This window comes from Flavobacteriales bacterium, assembly GCA_016713875.1.
GTDB lineage: Bacteria > Bacteroidota > Bacteroidia > Flavobacteriales_F > PHOS-HE28 > PHOS-HE28.
The window spans coordinates 174,386-188,022 of sequence record JADJOI010000002.1 but is presented as its reverse complement, the minus strand read 5'-3'; the positions used below and the strand labels follow the sequence as shown (position 1 = coordinate 188,022).

The following is a 13,637-nucleotide window of genomic DNA, read 5'->3' as shown; positions in this document are numbered from 1 at the left end:
CTTTGTGCAGTGAAGTTACTGAGCCGGTGGTGAAGATCCGGTTTCATGCGGCATATCGAACATCGGGGTGACCGAAGTAGCTTTTGATGTGCTTGGGCTTCTTGGACACGCTTCGGTAATGGGCCAAGATGTTCTCAACGAGTTGCTCCTCGGTGCGCGGCGGCGGAGCGCTGGTCACGTTCTTCTTCAGGTCGGCATTGGCCACCTCCACGGGGTTGAGTTCGGGTGAGTAGCCCGGCATGAAGAACAGTTCGATGCGCTCCTTGTGCTTTCCAGCCATGGGCGCAGGACTTTGGCATGATGCACCGGCAGGTTGTCCAGGATGAGGAACACCTTGCGCTTTGCCCCTTTGATCAAACGTGCGAGGAAATCCTGGAAGATCTCCGCATCAAGGGCGCCCTTGAAGACCATCCACCGCATCTGGCCGCGATTGGTGATGGTGGAGATGATCGAACGGCCGAAGCGCTTGTTCAGCACACGCACCACCGGCGTCTTGCCACGCTTGGCGAAGCTCCGTCCACGCACATCATCATTGCGCAGGCCGGTCTCATCCCCCCAATGGATGTCCGCGCCCTCCAATTCGGCCCTGCGCTTGATCGCCGGATAGACCTCTTCACGCCACTTGCGCACCAGTTCGGGCCGCTGTTCTGCTGCGCGGCGCATCGGCTTCTGTGCGCTGAAGCCCCAACGGCTCAAGTAGTCGGTCATCGTGCGTTCGGGCAGCACTACGCCGAAGCGTTCTTTGATCAACAGCGCGATGGCCTTGCGTGACCACAGCGCATAGGGCAACTTCAATTGATCGGGCATCTTGTCAGCGATCAGCCGAAGTGTCTGCTTCTGCTGCTCTTGCGTCAGGATCATGCCGCTGCCTTGCGGCCGCCCGCTGCGGCATACCTCAACGGCTCTCCATCCCCGCGCTGATAGCGTTGCCAAGCATCATTGGCCGCCGTCAGCCCAAGGCTGCACAGCGCGGAAGACTCTTTCAGCCCGCAACCTTGCAAGCGGCAGCGCACCGCCTGCCGCAATCGTTCGTTCAGCGCCTCATCGCTGAGGCTTCGCGCATCTGTTCGCTTCATGTCAAGCTCGATCCACAGATCGTGCCGATCGACCGCTTCTTTGTCACCGTCTCAGTAATGGGGTATGCAGCAGACATGGGTGCGAAGTGGCGCGATGGTACCGAGCGCAACTGACCGCATCGATCGGGATCGCCCGGATCCTGAAGCCTACTGTTCCTCCGCCAGAAGGCATGAACGGTGAACGCGTGCACGACCACGCGCTGGACACCCACACCAAGATCACCGCAGAGAGCCACGCACACAGACCTGCGCTGGTGCTGCTCCGTATCCCGGTCATGCCCCGGGACGAACCTTCGGATGGAGGCCGTTAGTGAACCGCGAAAGTGTCAATGTGACCATCGTCACCAAGACAGTTAGTTAGTGTTCACTTACTTTGTGGCGTCACAACCGATCACGCCATGAACGGACAACGCAACATCGCCATCGGCTTCCTCACCATGGGGGCCTTCATGCTCTACGGCTTCCTGCTCATCTACCTGCGCGACTTCGCCCCCGACAAGCAGGCCTGGGTGGACAGCTACAGCGTGGGCAGGCACTTCGAGGCCCGGCTCGCGCACGTGCACGGCAACCTCTTCGCCTTCCTCAACGTGGTGATGGGCTACCTGCTGCTCCACTTCGGCGACCGCCTGCGCTGGTCAACCCTCACCTCCTGGCTCGGGCTCATCGGCCTGCTGATGCCCGCCGGCATCCTGGCCGAAGTGTACCTCGGGGCGCCCCCGGTGTTCGTCCTCATCGGCGCGCTGGCCATGACCGCCGGGGTCTTCCTGCTCGGCACCGCCTTCTTCAACCTCAAACCTTCCCATGGACATTAAGCCCCGCCAACTGGAGATCATCGAGGCCGCCGGACAACTGGTGACCGAGGATGGCTTCGCGGCCCTCACCACCAAGCGCCTGGCCGAGCGCATGCACTTCACCGAAGCGGCCCTCTACCGCCACTTCGCCAGCAAGGAGGAGATCCTGGTGACCATGCTGCATCACCTCGCCTCGAATATCGACGAACGCCTTGCCGCCGTGGCCGAGGCCCACCCGGAACCCGTGGAGCGGGTGCGCGCCATGTTCGACAGCCAGTTCACCTACTTCCAAAAGAACCCCCAATACCTCATGGCCATTTTCGCCACGGGGGTGCTGGAGGCCTCGCACGGCATCGATGCCGGTATTGAACGCATCATGGTGGTGAAGCGGCGCCATCTGCTCAACGCCATCAAGGACGGGCAACGGTCCGGCACCTTCACTACGGACCACTCGACCGAGACGCTCACCCACATCGTCATGGGCACCTTCCGCCTGCACATGCTGCAATGGCGCATGAGCGGACGCTCCTTCGATGTGCGCAAAAAGGGCAGGGCCCTCATCGGTGCCGCCCTGGACCTCATTACCCGCTGAACCGCCATGGAACCCGGCAAGCTCACGCGAATCGTACTCGGCCTGGTGATCATCGCCTTCGGTGCGCTCACGCTGTTCCTGAGCGCTTCCGTACTGCTGGACCTCTTCGGCATCCGCGAGCGCGAGTCGCCCTACGTGACCGGCGTGGTGGTCGCCAACCTGATCGCTTCCCTGCTCTACCTGACTGCCGGTACCGGCCTGCTGATGAAGCACCGCTGGCCGCCCCAGCTGCTCGCGACGGCCGTTGCGGTGCTGCTCGTGGGCGCCGTGTTCCTCGCACAGCACATCGCAGCGGGTGGTGCCTACCGCACGGCCACCATCGGCGCGCTCCCCTTCCGCACGCTGCTCACTTCCGCCTTCTACCTCCTTGCGCGCCGGGCCTTGCGCGCACCCGTTCAACCTTCCACACACCTGCACCCATGAACCGCTTTCTCCTTCCCCTCTTGCTCGTTGCCATTGCCACGCTGAACAGCAGCTGTGGCGAGCACACCCACGATGCGGCCACCCACGACGACCACACCACCGCTGCAGCGGACAGCACCCCGGCCACGGAACACGATGCCCTATCCCCCGTGACGCTCGATAATGGCCAGCGCTGGAAGGCCAACCCCGAGACCACCACAGGCATCGCCAACATGGTGGGCATCCTCGGCACCTACGACCCCGCCAGCGGCGACCCTACGGTCCTGAAGGACACGCTGGAAGCGGAGTTCGGGCTCATCTTCGAGCGGTGCACCATGGAGGGTGAAGCGCACAACCAGCTGCACAATTACCTGCTGCCCATCCACCACCAACTGCGCGACTTCGCGGCCACCGAGGCACAGCGCAGCGCCCTGGGCGAGCAGTTGGCCGCTTACGGCAACTACTTCGAGTGATGCGCCGACCTGCCCTACCAGCTACTACCCGCCTCCTTCTTCGGCGGACCGGAAGGCGTGTACCGCGAGGTCCAGTTCGGCACACCGGACAACATCGCGCTGAACGTGCAGGCCCAACTGCCGCTGGTGGATGTGGGCAGCTGGGAGGCCATCCATGTGGCGCGCGAGGCTGAGCGAATGGCCGGCATGCAGCGCGAACGGAGCCGCGAGGACGTGGTGCTGGAACTGAGCAACGCCTACTACAACGCCCAGGTACTGGAGGCGCGACGCACCTTCCTGGACAGTAACCTGCTGAACACCGAGGCCATGCTGCGCAACGTGGAACTGCTCCATGCCCAGTTGCTGGCGCGCGGCAGCGATGTGGACCGCCTGCGCCTGCAGCGCGATCAGCTGCGCACCCAACGGGAACGCGTGGTGGCGCAACACGAACAGGTGCTGGACCTGCTGCGCCTGATGATGGGACTGCCGCCCGATGTCCCCCTGGCCACCGAGCCTGCATCCGCCCCCATGCAACAGATACCGGCCACACCGAAGGCCACCGCCAGCCTGCGGATCGCCGAGCACGGCGTTCTGCTGCGCCAAGCGGAGATCCGTCTGTTGAAGCGCTCCCGCCTGCCTTCGCTCCACGGCTATGGCCTGTATGGCAACACGGGCTTCGGCCCCATCGGCAGCGAGGGCCGCTACGACCTCTATCCGGTGAGCTACTTCGGGGCCACCCTGCAGGTGCCGCTGTTCAACGGCACGGTGATCACGCAAAAAGTGCGGCAGAAGGAACTGGAACTGGAGCGGTCCACCCTGCTGCGCGATGCGGCGGCCGACCGTGAAGGCCTTGAGCAACGACGGGCCACCCGGGATGAGGCCCTTGCGCTGCGAACGCTCACCGATGCGGAGGCCCAGTTGGCACTCGCCGAACGCATCCGCCGCAGCACTGTGCTGCAACATATCGAGGGTCTCGCCACCCTCACTGACCTGGTGCTGGCCGACCAGGCCGTGCGCGAAGGCCAACAGCTGTACATCGATGCCTTGGTGCAACTGCGCAAGGCCCAACTGGAACTGGCGCGCCTCAACGGCACGCTGCTGAACGAACGCCCATGAAACACTGGATGCTCTGGACCGGGTTGGCCGCCTTGCTGGCCCTCACCGTGGTGAAGCTGGTGATGAACAAACGCACCGTGGAGGAGCGCGTGTACCGCCACGACAAGAACGCCCCCGTGCATGTGACCGTGGAAGCCGCGCTGCTGGGTGGGACGGGACTGGGGCCGCGCTATGGCGGAACGGTGGTGCCCCTGCGCGAAGGCCGCGTGATGGCCGAGGTACCCGGACGCGTGTTGCGCGTGGCCGTGCGCGAAGGCCAACAGGTGCGCCAGGGCGACCTCATCGCACAGCTCGATGGCGAACTGTTGCGCCTGCAGCAGGAGTCCGCACAGGTGCAGGTGGCGGCATTGGAGAAGGACCAGGCCCGCTACCGGGTGCTCGCCGCCGCCGATGCCGTGCAGGGCATCCAACTGGAACGGACCGAACAGGCACTCCAGACCGCCCGCATCCAACTGGCCAACATCACCGAACAATTGGGCCGCACCACCATCCGCGCGCCATTCGATGGCGAGGTGACCCAACTGCTGGCGGAGGAAGGCACCGTGGTGGGGCCCTCCATGCCCGTGGCCATGCTCAGTGACCCGCGCGAGCTGGAGGTGCTGCTGCAGGTGAGCGAAGTGGATGTGACGCGCTTCCAGCAGGGGCAGGCCGTGCAGGTGACGCTGGGCGACCTGACCGATCCGGTGAAGGGCACCGTGCTCAGCATCGGCCGCCGCGGCGATGTGGCCAACCGCTTCCCCGTACGCATTGAACTGGACGCCGACCCACGCATCGTGGCCGGTCTATCCGCCAACGTGGTGCTGCCCATCAACACCGCTGCCGACCAGGTGACCATTCCGGCCCGCGCGCTGCTGGGCTCCACCATCGCACCGGAGGTGTACGTGGTGCGCGATAGCGTGGCGCGGCGCACCCCCATCGTCACTGCCTCGGCAGATAACAGCAGGCTGGCCGTGATGCAGGGCCTGAAGGCCGGCGACCTGGTGGTGACCAGTGGGGCCGTGAGCCTGCGCGATGGCGCCCGTGTCACCTACCGTTGAACCAGGCCCATCCCCAACGGCCATGAACCTCACCCGTATCGCCATCGAGCGGCCCTCGCTCATCATCGTGCTCTTCGGCGTGCTCTTCCTCGGCGGCATCGTGGCCTACCGCGGGCTGGGCGTGGAGATGATGCCCGACTTCAGCCAGCCCGTCATCACCATCCGCACCATGTACCCCGGCGCCGCGCCGGAGGAGGTGGCCAACAGCGTGACACGTCCCGTGGAGGACGCCCTCAGCGCGCTGGAACGGGTCGACTTCATCAGCAGCCGCTCCCTGGCCAACGCCTCCATCGTCATCGTCAACTTCAAGTACGGCGCCGATCTGGACCTGGCCATGCAGGATGCCCAGCGCCGCATCGACAACATCCGGCAGGACCTGCCCGAGGGCCTGCAGCCGCCGGTGATGTCCAAGGTCTCGCCCAACGACCTTCCCATCATGAGCCTCAGCGCGCTCAGCGACCGGCCCGCACCGGAGTTCCACCAGCACTTAGTGGACCACCTGTTGCCCCGCATCCAGCAGCTGAAGGGCGTGGCGGAGATCACCCTGCTGGGCGGTGAGCAGCGCGAGGTGCAGGTGAAGGTGGACCAGGAACGCCTGCTCCAGCACCGCGTGTCACTGCCACAGGTGACCGAGGCCATCCTGCGCGCCGGCCGCGAGGTGCCCGCAGGCCCCGTGCGCACCGATGACGGCCAATTGACCGTGAAGCTGGCCGGCAAGCTGCATACCGTGCAGGACGTGGAAGAGGTGGTGGTGTCCATGCCCGCGCCCGGCTCCGTGGTGCGCGTAAAGGATGTGGCGCATGTGGTGGACGGCGTGGCCGACCCCACCTCCGTGAGCCGCTACAACGGTCGCGAGGGCATCGGACTGCTCATCAAGAAACAGGGCGATGCGAACGCCGTGGACATGAGCGCCGCTGTGCGCGCCGAACTGGCGCGCATCGAAGCCGAAGAGGCCGCGCAGCGCACCCGCTTCATCATCGCCTCGGACAGTACCGACACCACCCTGGAGGCCGTGAACGCCGTGCTCTTCGACCTCGGCCTGGCCATCGTGCTCGTCAGCATCGTCATGCTCCTCTTCCTCCGCAGCCTGCGCAATTCGCTCATCGTGCTGGTGGCCATCCCCGCGTCGCTCGTCAGCGCCTTCGTGGCCATGGGCCTCTTCGGCTACACGCTGAACCTGATGACCCTGCTGGCCATGTCGCTCATCATCGGCATCCTGGTGGACGACAGTATCGTGATCCTGGAGAACATCCAACGCTACCTGGACAAAGGCACGGACAAGCGCGAAGCGGCCCTCACCGGCCGCGCTGAGATCGGCTTCTCGGCCCTGTCCATCACCTTGGTGGACGTGGTGGTCTTCCTCCCCATCATCTTCGTGCAGGTCTTCGTGGCCGACCTGCTCAAGCAGTTCAGCGTGGTGGTGGTGGTCTCCACGCTCATGAGCCTCTTCGTCAGCTTCACGCTCACCCCCTGGCTCGCCTCCCGCATCGGCCAGCGCGAGGACCTGCAGCCCACCACCGCTTGGGCCCGCGCACTGCTCCGCTTCGAGCATGCGCTGGACCGGCTCAACGAGTGGTATGCCCGGCAGTTGCGCTGGGTGCTGGCCCACCGCGCCGCCTTCCTCGGCATCGTGCTGCTGCTCTTCGCCGCCACCGGCGCGGTGCTCAAGCAGGGTATCATGACCAAGGAGCTCATCGCCACCGGCGACCAAGGCATGTTCCGACTCATCCTGGAGTACGACAAGCAGGTGCCCCTGCAGGAGAACAACTTGCGCACCCGCGACCTGGAGACCCACCTGCTGCAACGGCCCGAGGTGGCCAACGTGTTCAGCAACGTGGGCGGCCCCAGCACCGGCATAGGCAGCATGGGCGTGGGCGCCGAGTACCGCTCTGAGCTCACCATCGACCTGGTGCCCAAGGAGGCCCGCAACGGACAAAGCACCGAAGCCACCATGATCGCCCTGCGCGCCGACCTGCTGCACCACTTCCCCGGCGTGGACATCACAATGGCCACCATCGGCCTGGTGCCCCGCAGCGCGCCGGTGGAGATCACCCTGAGCGGCGCGGACCGCGACGAAGTGATGCGCACGGCACAGGTGCTGAAGGACACCCTGGTCGGCATTCCCGGCGCCAACAACGTGCGCCTGAGCATCGAGAGCGGCGCGCCCGAACTGCAGGTACACCTGGACCGCGACCGCATGGCACGCCTGGGCCTTAGCACCGCCGCCGTGGGTGCCACCCTGCGTAACGCCCTCGCCGGCAACGACGATGCTCGGTTGTACGAGGCGGGCACCGAGTACCCCATCCGCATCCGCGTGGACGACATCCAGCGGCGCGATGCGCAGGACATGGAACGGCTGCTCTTCACCAACGCGGCCGGCATGCCCGTGCGCCTGGCTCAGTTCGCCACCGTGGAACGCCACGAGCCGCCCGCCCTGGTGGAACGCATGGACCGCATGAGCGCCGTGACCCTCACCGCCGATGCCCTGGGCCGCGGTTCGGGCAGCGTGGCCGATGATGTGGTGGCCTACCTGGGCAACAACCCCCTGCCCGCTGGCGTGCGTCTCACCTGGGGCAGCGACGTGAAGCGGCAGAACGACAGCTTCGGCGCACTGGGCGGCGCGCTGCTCATCTCCTTCATCCTCGTCTACTTGGTGATGGTGGCCCTCTACGACAGCTTCCTCTACCCCTTCGTGGTGCTCTTCAGCATCCCGGTGGCCGTGATCGGTGCCTTCCTCGCGCTCAACCTCAGCCTCTCCTCGCTCAGCCTCTTCACGCTGCTGGGCCTCATCATGCTGCTGGGTCTGGTGGCCAAGAACGCGATCCTCATCGTGGACCGCACCAACCAACTGAAGGCCGAGGGCCTGCACTATGTGGAGGCCTTGGTGGAGGCCGGTCGCACCCGCCTGCGCCCCATCCTCATGACCACCATCGCCATGGTCTTCGGCATGCTGCCCATCGCCCTGGCCACCGGCACCGGCAGCGAATGGAAGAACGGCCTGGCCTGGGTGATCATCGGCGGCCTCACCAGTTCCATGCTGCTCACCGTGTACCTGGTGCCGGTGATGTACCACCTGCTGGAAGGCGCCAAGGAGCGCGTGGTCGGCTGGTGGGGGCGCCGGGCCCGGACCATGGTCCAACCCGTTGGTGCCGCCGTTCCGGGCGCCACCGCTGAATGAGCCGTTCAGGACCGGTGCTCCTGCTGAACATCACAGGCCACCCCTCCACGACCTGCTCCAGCGCGCGCAGCTGGTCACCGAAGGAGCGCATCATCACGGTGTGTGCGAAGGGAGGTGGGCGCAGTGCCCAGGCCGCACATGTGTTGCGCGACATGGGTTTCGGGCGGACATGGTGGTGGTGTGGGGGGATCGGACCATCGGAAAAGCTGGCGTCGATCGCGGCCTGCGGGCCTTCGAAGTGCTAGGCCAGGGTACCCACAGAGCAGAACAACAGGATGAAGGAAAGCAGATTGCGGCGCATGGGATCGGTTTTCCGTGAAGGAACCCAAGGGGACCGGATCATCCTGCCAACACGGATGAGCCCTCCGACTGCTGAGCCTCATTCAGCTCCGCTTCCGTCGCATTGACCAACGGCGCTTCCCGTGACAGGCCGTGGCCGCTGCACCGCTCCGCGTTGGAGCAGGCATGTTACTTCGCATCAACAACTCCCCGCACCATGAAGAAGTTCCTCGTCACCTACATCGCCCCGGCCGAGGAGGCCATGAAGATGATGGCCAGCGCCACGCCCGAACAGAAGGAGGCCGGCATGAAGCCCTGGATGGATTGGATGGCGAAGTGCGGATCGGCACTCCTTGACGGTGGCGCGCCGCTGATGCCCGGACATGCCATCGATCCAAAGGGCAACTGGAGCGGCAGCAAGCGCGACATCACAGGCTACTCCATCCTGCAAGCCGAGAACATCGATGCGGCGAAGAAGCTGGTGGAAGGCCACCCGCACCTGATGTGGCTGCCCACCTGCTCCGTGGAAGTCTCGGAGATGATACCCATGAAGTGAGCCGCATTGACAGCTCTCTTCTTTGAGCGATCCAGAGTGTCTGGTCTCATGCTTTGCTTTGCCAGTGATCGGCACGATGCATACACCCATTTCATCTCCCCGCAGTGATCACGAATGGGACCAGTGCATCCGACTGCTGAAGCGTGTGTACGTGGGCGACGGATACTCGAACGCCGAACGCGCCGAGGTCTTCATGCAACGCGGATCCTTTGAGGCAGGTGGAGAAATGTTGCTGGCACGCGACACCACAGGAAAGGTGGTGGGTGCGGTGCTCTATCTCAATCCCAACGGCCCACTTGGCCAGGTCGCCAAAGAAGGCGAGGCGGAATTCCGAGTGCTCGCCGTTGCGCCCGAGGCCCGCGGGCAAGGGATCGGCGAGGCCCTGGTGAATGCGTGCGTGCAACGGGCGCGCGCGGTCGGGGCACCCGCTGTGGCCCTGTGGTCACAGCCCACCATGCCGGCGGCGCATCGCCTGTATGAACGTCTGGGCTTCGACCGCGTACCGGAGCGCGACGAGGATGATCAGCGGGGGTTCAGACGTTGGGTCTTCCGGAAGGTCCTGTGAACCTCGTGAGCTGCGCAGATCGCAGGTGGGTTCATCGATCCGGAAGGCCGCGGGCAACAGTGGACCGAGCATGCGCTCATCCGACGGCTTGAAGTCGGCGTGCTCCAAGATCCGGCCCTGTGGTCCGAGGCCTTGATGAAGTCGGGCGCCTGGTCGAAGGTCCGGTGCGCGTTTTCCTTGTTGCGACCGGGAAAGACCCGGTGCACGGTCACAGAACGATCACCTGTCCGTGGCGGAAGCGCTATTCGCGGACCAACGCCGTGCGCCACCCGGCCGCACCCTGCACCAACGGCAAGTGAAGGAAGTACACACCCGCCACCAGGTCCGACAGGTCCAGGCGAAGCTCGACGCCGGTCACCGCACCGGTCATCACCTGCCGGCCCCAGGCATCACGCACGGTGTACCGCGCGCTCGTCACCGCCTGCGGAAGCCCGATCACGCACTCGCCGCTCGTCGGGTTCGGCGCAGCGAAGAGGTCCTCTTCCGACACCTCATGCATGCCCACCTCACCCGTCAGCACCAGCCACACGCTGTCCAGCACGACCTGCTGCGCGCCGATGCCACCGGCCACCACGAAGCGGCCGCCGCCGATGTCGCCCACCCCGCGCAGGTCCATCACGGCCGTGGGCGCTGTGCCGACCATGGTGTGGACGGTGCCGTCCCACTGAAGCACCGGCAGCACGGGGGCCACCACCCCACTGCCGTTGTAGGCCACCGCATCGTAGTTGTAGCTCACCGCCGAGCCGCCGATCCAGTTGGCCCTGGCACCGGTCACCACCGCGCCCGACCGGTAGCGTGGTCCCTGGCCGCCGGTCACCGCCGGTTGCCAGGTGATGGTGAGCGGGTCCAGGGGATCGATGAGGCCGATGCGCACCCGGTCCTGCGCCGGAAAACTGCCGCCCATGGCCGCGCCCCCGTGATAGATCAGGGTGTCGCCGATGATCACACCGCTCGCCCCGAAGGCCTTGAACAGGTTGGTGTTGGGCACGGGTGTGGCCGCCGCCCACGCATCATGCGCTGGATCGTACACCTGCACCTGCGCCGCGTTGGCCGAGTTGCTCCAGCCGGTGACCACATAAATGAGGCTGTCGCGCCACACGGCCTGCACATGATCGTCGATGGGCACGGGCACCGGGGCACCGTCCGCCATCCAGGTGCCGGTGCTCAGGTCGAGCCGGTGCACCCGGTCGCTGCTGCGCTCGTACGGCGCACCAGGGAACACGTGGTAACCGCCGATGACATAGGCCGTGTCGCCCACCACGCTGGCCGCGGCGGCGATCTTGCCCAGCGTGTCCGGGATGTCCGGCAGCGCGCTCCAGGCATCGGCATCCACGTCGTACCGGAACGCGTGGCGGTGGATGTCGGCCTCGCTGAGCCCCGTGGTGATGCCGCCGAAGACGTACACCTGCCAGGACCCGTTCACCGCCGCGGCGCACACGGCATGGTTCGCCGTCGGCAGGGGCAGCGGGGCCACCGCGGTCCACGTCCATTGCGCGGTGGCGACGGTCGGCAGCACCATCAGCAGCAGGCGGAGCGGGTCCATGGGTGCGAAGATCGCGCTGCGGTCGCCCGCACGCTAGCGCTCCGGCGCCAGGCGCAGCACCCGCTCCTGCTTCACCGGCGGTGACCAGGTGAGGCCGAACCGCTCCGCATACCGCTCCAGCGGTTCCAGGCCCACGGCGGCGCGGCGCTCGTTGACGTGCTCCTCATCCGCGATGGGCCGCATGAACGGCCTTCCATCGGTCCACCCGATCTGGGAGCCATAGAGCTGCGGCCGGCCGTGGTTCACCGCCACGCGGTCCTCCAGCATCGCCAGCTCGTGCGGCCGCGCGAGGCCCTGCTCCACCGCCAGCCGCATCTCCTCCAGGTAGCGCGCCTGCACGTCGGGCCGCGCATCGGCATGCTGCAGCACCAGGAACAGCGCCTGGTTCGCGGTGCGGCCGACCTCCGCCTCGCCCAGCCAACCGGCGCTGTCGAGGATGGCCGTGACCCGCGCCAGGTTCACCGAGTCCTGATGCATCATGTGCGCGATCACGCTGTCCTTCTGCGCGCCCGGCGCGTAGCCGTGGACGTTCTGCCGGTCGCGCTGGTCCAGCGTGTGGATGCGCTCCAGCTCGGCCCGCAGCCGGGCCAGCGCGTCCTGCGCCGGAGCGGATGCAGCGGGGAGAAGCAGCAACAGGATCAGGGAGCGATGGAGACGCATGGTGCGGTGAGGCGGTCGTTCCGGCCGCAAGATCCGGACCATGGTCCGGTGGGAGCCCCCTTGGGCGATCGCCGAACGCGCACCCATCAACGCGCCCACTCCGCCCAGCTGGTCGCCGTCTCCTGCAGGCGCGCGGCGATGAGGGTGGCGTCGGCCGGCAGCTGCGGGGCCAGCTCCTCCACGATGGCCAGCAGGATGTTCTCGCACGTGGGCTGCCAGGGCGTGAGGATCACCCGGCCGAAGAGCGGGTTGGCGGCATCCACCGTGCCCCGCTCCTGCTCGTGCAGGAAGAGCGCGTGATCGTACCGGTCCACGACGGGCTTCACCAGGCGCTTGAGGTCCGCGAAATCGATGACCATGCCGTCCTTGGGGTGGCCGGGCGCGTGGGCGGGTGTGCCGGCGATGGTGACGTCGAGCACGTAGCTGTGGCCGTGGATGTGGGCGCACTGCCCATCGTGGCAGCGCAGGGCGTGGGCCATCTCGAAGGTGAAGCGCTTGGTGACGCGTACGGTGCGGGCGAAGGGCATGGGGATGTGGCGCGATGGGGACGCCGCGAAGGTCGGCACCCGGCGCGAACCGCCTTTCTTCGTGGTCGCATGCGTCCCGCGCTCCTTGTCCTCGCCGTGTGCTTCGGCCTGCCCGCCCTGGCCCAGCGCGTCACCAGCCCCCATGCCAACCTGTGGCTGTCGCACTGGGGCGACCAGCGGTTAGCCGCGCGGTGGAGCGTGTACACCGAGGGCCACCTGCGCCGGGCGGGGCTGGGCGAACATGCGCAACAGCTGCTGCTGCGTCCGGCCGTCAACTTCCACCTGAACGATCCGGTGCTGCTGACCCTGGGCTACAGCTACTACGAGAATCACCCCTACGGTGCCCACCCCATCCGCTTCGCGAACCACGAGCACCACGTGTACCAGCAGGTGCAGCTCACGCAACCGATCGGCCGCGTGGGCGTGCAGCACCGCTTCCGCATGGAGGAACGCTTCATCGCACGGATCGTGCCTTCGGCGGACGATCCCGATGCAGGTGTTCTCGACCGGTATGTGTACCAGAGCCGCTTCCGCTACCGCCTATGGGTGACCGTGCCGCTGAACAGGCCCAAGGTGGAACCCGGCGCATTCACCGCGAACGTGTACGACGAGGTGTTCCTGCGCTTCGGCGACAGCGAGCGGCTCGACCTCGTCCAACAGAACCGGATCTCCCTGCTGCTTGGCTACCAGGTGAACAGGCCGGTAAGCGTGTTGCTGGGCTACCTGTACCAGACGGTCCAGCGACCCGGTGCCGCGGCGGGCGCCGACCTCATCGAACTCAATAGCACGATGCACGTGGCATTGGTGTGCAACATGGACCTGCGGAGGTCGAAAGGGGACGCACGCTGACGGTCCCCTTCCGC

16 protein-coding genes are annotated in these 13,637 nt (G+C 66.1%); 11 read left to right on the top strand and 5 right to left on the bottom strand.

Annotated features, from left to right (window positions below):
* Positions 1-43 precede the first annotated feature (43 nt).
* Together IPJ87_00950 and IPJ87_00945 are read right to left on the bottom strand one after the other, a co-directional pair.
* Entirely contained in the window at positions 44-211 is a 168-nt protein-coding gene (locus IPJ87_00950; GenBank protein MBK7940443.1) for a hypothetical protein, read from the bottom strand.
* Positions 187-861, bottom strand: coding sequence for an IS630 family transposase (locus IPJ87_00945; GenBank protein ID MBK7940442.1), 675 nt, complete (start codon positions 859-861; stop codon positions 187-189). Before IPJ87_00945 ends, IPJ87_00950 begins: the two co-directional genes overlap by 25 nt.
* Positions 862-926: 65 nt before the next feature.
* Here IPJ87_00945 and IPJ87_00940 point away from each other — a divergent pair, with 65 nt between their 5' ends.
* The 10 genes from IPJ87_00940 (at position 927) to IPJ87_00895 (ending at position 10,044) form a co-directional block, all read left to right on the top strand.
* Positions 927-1,190 (top strand): hypothetical protein, encoded by a 264-nt coding sequence (locus tag IPJ87_00940; GenBank protein MBK7940441.1) that lies wholly within the window; start codon positions 927-929, stop codon positions 1,188-1,190.
* Positions 1,191-1,474: 284 nt separating this feature from the next.
* A complete protein-coding gene (locus tag IPJ87_00935) occupies positions 1,475-1,888 on the top strand; it encodes a hypothetical protein (protein MBK7940440.1) in 414 nt (137 codons plus the stop codon).
* Positions 1,878-2,459, top strand: a complete 582-nt coding sequence (locus IPJ87_00930) for a TetR/AcrR family transcriptional regulator (GenBank protein ID MBK7940439.1) — start codon at positions 1,878-1,880, stop codon at positions 2,457-2,459. Before IPJ87_00935 ends, IPJ87_00930 begins: the two co-directional genes overlap by 11 nt.
* A gap of 6 nt (positions 2,460-2,465) precedes the next feature.
* Positions 2,466-2,882 (top strand): hypothetical protein, encoded by a 417-nt coding sequence (locus tag IPJ87_00925; GenBank protein ID MBK7940438.1) that lies wholly within the window; start codon positions 2,466-2,468, stop codon positions 2,880-2,882.
* Complete coding sequence (locus IPJ87_00920; GenBank protein MBK7940437.1) at positions 2,879-3,334, top strand: hypothetical protein; 456 nt, start codon at positions 2,879-2,881, stop codon at positions 3,332-3,334. Before IPJ87_00925 ends, IPJ87_00920 begins: the two co-directional genes overlap by 4 nt.
* Before the next feature lie 57 nt (positions 3,335-3,391).
* Positions 3,392-4,429 (top strand): TolC family protein, encoded by a 1,038-nt coding sequence (locus IPJ87_00915; GenBank protein MBK7940436.1) that lies wholly within the window; start codon positions 3,392-3,394, stop codon positions 4,427-4,429.
* The gene (locus IPJ87_00910; protein MBK7940435.1) at positions 4,426-5,466 is read left to right on the top strand and encodes an efflux RND transporter periplasmic adaptor subunit; all 1,041 of its coding nucleotides are present in this window, start codon (positions 4,426-4,428) and stop codon (positions 5,464-5,466) included. Before IPJ87_00915 ends, IPJ87_00910 begins: the two co-directional genes overlap by 4 nt.
* A gap of 22 nt (positions 5,467-5,488) precedes the next feature.
* Complete coding sequence (locus tag IPJ87_00905) at positions 5,489-8,644, top strand: efflux RND transporter permease subunit (GenBank protein ID MBK7940434.1); 3,156 nt, start codon at positions 5,489-5,491, stop codon at positions 8,642-8,644.
* A 496-nt stretch (positions 8,645-9,140) separates the two neighbouring features.
* On the top strand, positions 9,141-9,479 hold the full coding sequence (locus IPJ87_00900) for a hypothetical protein (protein MBK7940433.1): 339 nt from the start codon (positions 9,141-9,143) through the stop codon (positions 9,477-9,479).
* A 76-nt stretch (positions 9,480-9,555) separates the two neighbouring features.
* On the top strand, positions 9,556-10,044 hold the full coding sequence (locus IPJ87_00895) for a GNAT family N-acetyltransferase (protein MBK7940432.1): 489 nt from the start codon (positions 9,556-9,558) through the stop codon (positions 10,042-10,044).
* Positions 10,045-10,285: 241 nt separating this feature from the next.
* On the opposite strand, the gene IPJ87_00890 is transcribed toward IPJ87_00895, so the two are convergent.
* The 3 genes from IPJ87_00890 to IPJ87_00880 all read right to left on the bottom strand — a co-directional run bounded on the left by IPJ87_00890 (position 10,286) and on the right by IPJ87_00880 (position 12,774).
* Positions 10,286-11,587: a hypothetical protein gene (locus IPJ87_00890; GenBank protein ID MBK7940431.1), complete on the bottom strand. Its 1,302-nt coding sequence runs from the start codon at positions 11,585-11,587 to the stop codon at positions 10,286-10,288.
* Between the two features lie 33 nt (positions 11,588-11,620).
* The gene (locus IPJ87_00885) at positions 11,621-12,247 is read right to left on the bottom strand and encodes a hypothetical protein (GenBank protein MBK7940430.1); all 627 of its coding nucleotides are present in this window, start codon (positions 12,245-12,247) and stop codon (positions 11,621-11,623) included.
* An 86-nt stretch (positions 12,248-12,333) separates the two neighbouring features.
* Complete coding sequence (locus tag IPJ87_00880) at positions 12,334-12,774, bottom strand: 6-carboxytetrahydropterin synthase (protein ID MBK7940429.1); 441 nt, start codon at positions 12,772-12,774, stop codon at positions 12,334-12,336.
* Positions 12,775-12,843: 69 nt separating this feature from the next.
* On the opposite strand from IPJ87_00880, the gene IPJ87_00875 reads away from it, so the two are divergent.
* Positions 12,844-13,623, top strand: coding sequence for a DUF2490 domain-containing protein (locus IPJ87_00875; protein ID MBK7940428.1), 780 nt, complete (start codon positions 12,844-12,846; stop codon positions 13,621-13,623).
* The last annotated feature ends 14 nt before the right edge of the window (positions 13,624-13,637 follow it).